Annotated in this window: 6 protein-coding genes; 5 read left to right on the forward strand and 1 reads right to left on the reverse strand. The window is 38.2% G+C overall.

The genetic code is table 11. The annotated features are described in order from the left end of the window. Window positions 1–24 precede the first annotated feature (24 nt). The gene (locus tag FZ952_RS07575; protein ID WP_148881206.1) at window positions 25–1,875 is read right to left on the reverse strand and encodes a helix-turn-helix domain-containing protein; all 1,851 of its coding nucleotides are present in this window, start codon (window positions 1,873–1,875) and stop codon (window positions 25–27) included. Window positions 1,876–2,099: 224 nt separating this feature from the next. Here FZ952_RS07575 and FZ952_RS07580 point away from each other — a divergent pair, with 224 nt between their 5' ends. The 5 genes from FZ952_RS07580 to FZ952_RS07605 are packed head-to-tail and all read left to right on the forward strand — an operon-like array spanning window position 2,100 to window position 6,801. Beyond that, window positions 2,100–2,891, forward strand: coding sequence for a hypothetical protein (locus FZ952_RS07580; RefSeq protein WP_148881207.1), 792 nt, complete (start codon window positions 2,100–2,102; stop codon window positions 2,889–2,891). Window positions 2,892–2,930: 39 nt separating this feature from the next. After that, window positions 2,931–3,497 (forward strand): DUF1307 domain-containing protein, encoded by a 567-nt coding sequence (locus FZ952_RS07585; RefSeq protein WP_148881208.1) that lies wholly within the window; start codon window positions 2,931–2,933, stop codon window positions 3,495–3,497. A gap of 16 nt (window positions 3,498–3,513) precedes the next feature. Then, window positions 3,514–4,305, forward strand: a complete 792-nt coding sequence (locus FZ952_RS07590) for a hypothetical protein (RefSeq protein ID WP_148881209.1) — start codon at window positions 3,514–3,516, stop codon at window positions 4,303–4,305. A gap of 52 nt (window positions 4,306–4,357) precedes the next feature. Beyond that, window positions 4,358–6,058 (forward strand): VWA domain-containing protein, encoded by a 1,701-nt coding sequence (locus tag FZ952_RS11600; protein WP_187423891.1) that lies wholly within the window; start codon window positions 4,358–4,360, stop codon window positions 6,056–6,058. Between the two features lie 38 nt (window positions 6,059–6,096). After that, a complete protein-coding gene (locus tag FZ952_RS07605) occupies window positions 6,097–6,801 on the forward strand; it encodes a TIGR00266 family protein (protein ID WP_148881210.1) in 705 nt (234 codons plus the stop codon). Window positions 6,802–7,064: the final 263 nt, after the last annotated feature.

A 7,064-nucleotide genomic window follows, 5' to 3' on the forward strand; every position in this document is an offset into this window, starting at 1 on the left:
AGTGTTATTGACTATAAAAATGATCTAGTCAGCTAAAGAACAGTCTAAATATTTTTTAAGGAGAAGGTTCGTTTCCTCTTTATAGTAATCGTGCTTATTCTTTAATTGCTCAATATAATCATTAAACGCTTTCAACATCAAAGGATGTGTGAAGAGAAAGACAATGCGGGGGTTATTTCTTTTCATAACCATGACCTGCTGTGAGCCAATGATTAGTTGAACATGTTCGAAGATTTTTTGATTCAGAGGAACAGGAAAGAAGTTATAGTGCTCCTGAGAAATTTTTAAAATCTGCTTCAGGTGCAAATTATATTGCTTTGGTGAATAATTAATTTCCTGAGACAGAATAATATTTTGACAATCAATAGGAATGTTGTCTGTGATGGGATTTTGGAGAGGGAGGAATTCAAAGACATGGCCATTTTCCAAAGCATAGCGGAGTTGATCCTTTTGCAGCTTCCAGAGTGTTTTAAAATGGAGCTTCTCTGCAGAAGATAGGGCTGAGGTTTTGGCTATATCTTGCATCAGTTTTTCTGGCATGGTTGCAAGAGAAAGAGTTGGCAAAAGGTTGTTGATTGTTTTTTGAGGTTTATGGTTGAAAGCGAACAGGAAGTTTTCCTTGTCATTTTCAGTGAAGATTTGCAAGAGGGGTTCACAATCATATAAAAGACCTAGAAATTCTTTTTTTAGTAACTCCAATCGCTCTGCTTGTGTATGATAGTTGTAAACTCCTTCATTTTCAAAGTTTCGGACATGGGTTGCTTCAATGCAGGCAATACCTGGGCAGAGAAAGAGAGTATTTGAGAATCGGTTATCTGGTTTCTTTTTACAATAGTAGGGTTGAATCATCCCTGACATATAAAGGGGCAGCCAGCTTTCGATCGATTTAATCATTTCTCTGCTGTCACGATTAATATTATGAATGATTTTAATCTGTACACCAGATTTTATGCAGTGGCACATCAATGCCTTCCATCTGCTTAGATATATTTTATCTTCAAACATCCAAGTCATGGCTTGGTCTGAGTAGAGCCATAATTCCCCTTTGTTTTCTGCGGCATCTATCAGAAAACGAAGGGTAGCTTGACGGAATCCTTCATACTTATAATATTGACTTTGCTGCTGATAAAACTCTTTAAAAGCGCTTGGATCAATATCTGGAATATTTTCGGAATTCTCTATTTCAAAGCTATCCAGATAATTAACAAAATCTATAATCGGAGATTGAGCGGTGAGAGGTGTGATGTTGCCAAACCAGACAAATAGAGTCTCCCTAAGTTTGTCTGGTTGTGCAGGTAGGATTTCCTTGCTTAGCAGAAGCTTTTGAAAATCGATTAATTTATTTTGTTGGATAAGCTGCTCTGCAAGTAGTAAACAAATATCCTGAATAAGCTGATTTGTGAGTTTAGGTGTTCGAGTACCTGTTCTAAAATGACTAATGTAGGAGGGGTCAGTGTTTAAGATTTTAGCCATTTGACGATTAGAGAGGCCAAGTAAATTCATCACCGCATCTAATTTTTCACCAAAAAATCGTAGATTATTTTCTGTCTGTTTTGGAAATAAGTTAGGTACGTTGTCATCGTTAAAGAGCCAGTTTTGTAGAGCTGTTTTGAGTGACTTCTCATCTAGAGAATTTTGATTATCAAAAATTCTTTCCAGGATGGAGAGTTTCTGATGTTGTAAAGCGAAAAGATAAACTCCCTCAATAAAATGACTAATACTAGAACTGTTTTTTGCAGGAAGTCTTTTTCCTGTTTTCAAACGACTAATATTTGAAGGGTCAACCCCAATCATGTGAGCAATATCTGAATTGCTAGCCCCTAGAACCGTTAGCAAAAAGTTGACCTTACTAACAAATATATTGTCCTCTTTCATAATTATAAATCTCCTAAATATCAAAAGTTGTCGATAAAGTAATTTTTTATAGAATCAGAACACTATGTTCTTAATATTATATCATAGCAGAGATTTATTTGTAAATTGTAAATTCAAAATAAATGAATGTTAATAGCTTGTCATTGTTTTGTCATTGATATTTTTATGACATATCTAGTATTTTGATTAGAAGAGAGTATACTTAGAAGTGAAGAGGGATAAAAATGAAAAGTCGAATAGTACCTATTTTCTTATTCTTATTTTTATTAGCAGCATCTTCACTGTTTATTGCTTGTCGAACAAGTCTAGCAACTAAATATGGATCAACAAAGCAGATAAGTCAAAGTGAAGAAAAAACGATAAAATTGGTAACAGTTCAATCAAAAGATACTGACTTTGTAGGAACGTGGTTACTAGTTTATTATGGTGGAGAGGATATACCAGTTAAGATAAAAGATTCGTTTGGTGAGGGCATTAGCTTAAAATTAAAAGCTGATCATCAAGGAATACTCAAAATGAACAAGCAAGAAAGAGACGTTACTTGGGAACTTGAGGAGGGGAGGATTAAGATTAGTCAAAAAGATAACGCTCTGGAGGCAAAGGTTGCGGATAATGTTTTACTTTTTGATGATTTTGTCTACGGTACAAAGTTGTCATTGGTTTTTGCTAGAGAAGGAACTGCTTCGAGCTATATTAAACCCTATATGGCCAAGAGTCTGATTAAATTATTAGGAAAATGGGAGTCTAAGACTTATAGGACGCGGGCTTCACATGAAGCGGGAATAAGTCATGATTTGAAAATATCTTTCTATGATGATTTAAGTGCAGATGTTATCTATAAAGGTCAGAAATATGTAGGTGTGACCTACAATATATCCAAGGACAGTGGGCTCATTGATGTGGAGGGCTATACAATTTCTATTTCTTTAATTGACGATAAAAAGATAATGGTTGATGTCATTGACGATAAGTATAAATCTGATATTTATACTTACGTGTGTGATAAACTAAATTAAAAAGGTAATATAATCATTATTCTTAAAGGAGGGATTATCATGAGAAAACAAAGAAGACGGAGTCCGATTTTTCGTATTATTGGCGCCCTGCTTACGGTAGCTTTTGGCATCTTTAGTTTGATGACACAATGCAAGAGTGATAATGATGCTGGGAAGACTTCTTCTGAGATTGAGACAGTATATCTTCAAAAAATTGAAGATACAGTGGATAATCGTATTATTTTTAGACATAAGTCTGGAGATGATCATGTTATTTATGCGGAAGAGGTTACCACACGTGACTTTACTAGTTCGGGTATAGAAGATCAGGAGGTGTTTGAAAAAACTTTAGCTGAATTATTTAAGAAAGAATTTGGTGGTATGGAAGGCATTGACTATTCCACTGAATATAACGGTAAGATGGTAACTTTAACGGTAAAATTTGATTATAACAAAATCGATTTTGAAAAGTTCACTCAACTGGAGTCCCAAACGTCCTTAACAGGGACTGATGGTGTTAGTCTATCAAAAACAATTAAAGCCTATAAAGATGATGGTTACGTTGAAGTTAAGGATGGTAAATTTAAAGAGTTAGAACAACCTCCAGTAACAGAAGATTCGAAGTAAAGAAGGAGGTTTAAAAATGAAGTTACGCCAAATATTATCAGCTGGTCTGGTTATCGTTCTTAGTTTGAGCTTGATTGCTTGTAGTCAGAGCAAGTCTAATACACCTTCCAAAAAGGAGGATAAGCAAACGGGGACGTCAAAGGTTGAGGTCAAACCTGAAAAAGCACTGCTAGGAGAGTGGGAAGTTGTGGTTGCTAGCAAGGACCAGACACAGTATAGCTCAGGTTATGTTTTAGGCGACAATTTCGTCTTTGAATTTAAAGAAGATAAGACTGTGTCAGTTTCTGATGGTGTTAATAAAGAGGATACTTTAGATGATATCAAGTGGGATTTGACTGGTGAAACATTGACTTTAACTCCATCCGACGGTGATAAAAGGACTGGTAGTTTTGATGGTAAGGTGATTACTTTATACGATTTAGTTGGTGTAGGTGATAAGTATTCTCTGGTAAAAAAGGGTGCTGAGGAAGAGACAATATTAGCTTGTTTTTCAGAATCAGCTAAGAAAATCTATGGAAAATGGGAAGCTAGTCAAGGTTCCAAACGAGGGGATGCGGCACTTGCTGATGCTGAGCTAAAAGACGCTTTTAGCTTAGAGTACACCTTACAAGGGACAACAAAGATTAAGTATTTTGGTCAAGATTTAGGAGAATTGCCGACGAGTGTCAGTGATAAGAAGATTAGTATTTTACAGACAGACTCTTACTACATTCTAGGGGAATTAACAGATGATAATACTTTGACCGTAGATGTGGTTGATGCAGATACCTATACATCGGATACGTTTATCTGTAAAAAAGTCAAGTAAAACATTGGATATAAGTTAATCAATAATTTTTATAAAAAAAGGAGGTCGTATTATGACAAGTCAATTTAATAGTCAAAGACGCTACAGTTTGCGTAAGGCAAAATATGGTGCAGTATCCGTTGCCATTGCGCTTTGCTTTAGCTTTGCAGGACCAGTTGCAGCAGATGATCCAGTACCAGCAGTACCGACAGTGACTGAAATAAGTTCAAATCAAGGTCCAGTGACATCACCATCTTCGACGCAAGCTACACAGCCAGCAGCATCGGTAGTTGCCCCTGTTTCGCCACAAGCATCAGAAAGTCTACCTCCAAACGCTGCTAAGGCCAACTTAGCAATACCTGCTTCCACTCCAGTAACAGAAAGTACAGCAGTACCAGCAAGCTCTGAACAAGTGGTTGCTGGTACTGAAGCAACATCATCACCATCCACTGAAACGGCTTTGGCTGTTCCAGTGACATCAGTTGCAAAGGAAGCCCCTGTTGCCCCAGAAGGTGCACCTGCTATCCCAGAGGGTGCTAACTATCAGGTAGTTGATACGAATCCAGTTGGTATCGCCAATAAAGAAATAGAACAAGAACTGAGCTTACCTACGGTTCCTATTGAATCTGCTCAGCCTGGGGATGTTATTTCTATAGATTATGAAAATAGTCCTGCACTTGATACTGATGTGACCACACCGACAGCAACAGGTAGTAAGCAAGTTCAAACGGATAGTGCTACTCTTGTCACTACCCGTATCGCAGCTCCAGATGCTCAGATTGGCAAGCAAGAACCTCAAGTGAAAGTCCTAGATTATACTGAATCAGGCGAGGATGAGCAAAACACTTATCAAAAATTTGTTCGTTGCATTTCGACTAAAACTGTCGAAGTAGTTAAGGGAGCGGGTTCTGACGTAGTGGAAACTGTCGGAGCTGATATTGTCTTTGTTATTGACCATACGGTCTCTATGGAGACAGGCATTGGAGGGGTTAAAAACAATATCACTAATTTTGTTAAGGAGTTGGCTAAAAAAAATATTCAGGTCAGACTTGGTTTGGTTGACTATAGTGACTCTGCAACTGTAAACTATGCAGACTTTAACGGCTCTAAGTTTACAACAGACACTACAGCCTTTATCGCAGCCTTGGAAGCCATTGTCCTTAAGGGCGGTATAGAAAGTCCTACGGTTCCTCTGACCAAGATTACTGATGCAGGTTTTTATAGCTGGGAAAAGGGGAATAAACGTTTTGCCATCTTAGTGACAGACGAAGATTATGATTTTGATTCCACAACACCGACTGAAGAAGCTACAATCCAGGCTCTTAATGCTGCTAAGATTAGCACTACTGTGATTAGTCTGTCCAATTTGCAAGGTGTCTTTAATTCGCTTGTAGCAGGCACTGGAGGTCTCTTCTTGGATATCAATAGTGATTTTGCCGACACTTTGTCTACGAGTGTCTCTCAATGGATTGTCAATAAAGTCTATGAAGGTCCTCTCCTTGAGAAAACTGTTGTCAAATATGAACACTATACTGAAATTGTAACAAACTCTAAGACTGCTCATCCAGTGCATGAACCATTAGATTTACCTGCCAGCGATAATGAACAAAAAGATATGAAAAAACCAAAGCCCCTAGCAGCTCATCCAGTTAAAGAATCAGTCCTACCAGCAACAGGTGAAAGTTCATCATCAATCCTAAGTATCCTAGGTATCGGTCTTGTCAGCTTTCTTGGACTAGTTGGAGTAAAGTTTGGAAGAAAACACTCCTCTTAATCTGCTTGTGAGCAATAGTATCAAAAAGGAGAAAAGATATGGACAATAGAATGAAGTATTCGATGGATGAAAGCATGCAGTTCCCGCTGGTTGAGATTGCTCTTGAAGCAGGAGAGACAGCCTTTATTCAACAAGGGAGTATGGTTTACCACACTCCAAGTGTAACCCTAAATACCAAGCTAAATGCACGGGGTGGAGGGCTCGGGAAATTGGTGGGTGCTATAGGGCGTTCTATGGTATCAGGTGAATCCATGTTTATCACGCAGGCAGTCTCAAATGCTGACGATGGTAGGTTGGCTTTAGCGCCATCAATGCCTGGTCAAGTCATTGCACTTGAGCTAGGCAGAAAGCAATATCGCCTCAATGACGGTGCCTTCCTCGCCTTAGATGGTTCTGCTAATTATAAGATGGAACGTCAGTCAGTTGGTAAGGCAATATTTGGAGGTCAAGGTGGTTTCTTTGTTATGACAACAGAAGGCGAAGGTACGCTTCTTGCGAATGCCTTTGGTTCCATTAAGAAGCTCGAACTAAATGGCGAAAAAGTAACAATTGATAACGCCCATGTAGTGGCATGGAATAAGGAACTTGATTATAACGTTCACCTTGAGCATGGTTTCTTGCAGTCCATGGGAACGGGCGAGGGCATTGTTAATACTTTCTCAGGTTATGGAGAAGTTTATGTCCAAAGTCTCAACCTTGAAACCTTCGCAACCATTCTAAAAAATTTTATGCCATCTAAATAGAGCAACGTATAAGAGAGAGTCTGGGACAATAGTCCCTTTGCTACAAAAAAAGCAACGGATTTGCCGTTGCTTTTTGCATGGTTGCAATAGTCTTGCTAAAATAGAATTGCCCAATAAACCATTTAGAGAGGCTATCCCATGCACATTCACTATAACACAAATCAAACGACTTTACCACTAGAACTTGCTTGCATTTTACCACAAGATCACATTGTCTTTACCATTGAAAAAGTGGTGAATACCTTGGAGGAACGTCACTTCCA

Origin of the sequence: Streptococcus sp. Marseille-P7376 (assembly GCF_902460385.1) — a bacterium.
Lineage (GTDB): Bacteria > Bacillota > Bacilli > Lactobacillales > Streptococcaceae > Streptococcus > Streptococcus sinensis.

What these genes read in the sequence shown, in the direction of transcription:
- FZ952_RS07575 (WP_148881206.1), bottom strand. Translation starts at nt 1,875, where the DNA reads ATGAAAGAGGACAATATATTTGTTAGTAAGGTCAACTTTTTGCTAACG.
- FZ952_RS07580 (WP_148881207.1), top strand. Translation starts at nt 2,100, where the DNA reads ATGAAAAGTCGAATAGTACCTATTTTCTTATTCTTATTTTTATTAGCA.
- FZ952_RS07585 (WP_148881208.1), top strand. Translation starts at nt 2,931, where the DNA reads ATGAGAAAACAAAGAAGACGGAGTCCGATTTTTCGTATTATTGGCGCC.
- FZ952_RS07590 (WP_148881209.1), top strand. Translation starts at nt 3,514, where the DNA reads ATGAAGTTACGCCAAATATTATCAGCTGGTCTGGTTATCGTTCTTAGT.
- FZ952_RS11600 (WP_187423891.1), top strand. Translation starts at nt 4,358, where the DNA reads ATGACAAGTCAATTTAATAGTCAAAGACGCTACAGTTTGCGTAAGGCA.
- FZ952_RS07605 (WP_148881210.1), top strand. Translation starts at nt 6,097, where the DNA reads ATGGACAATAGAATGAAGTATTCGATGGATGAAAGCATGCAGTTCCCG.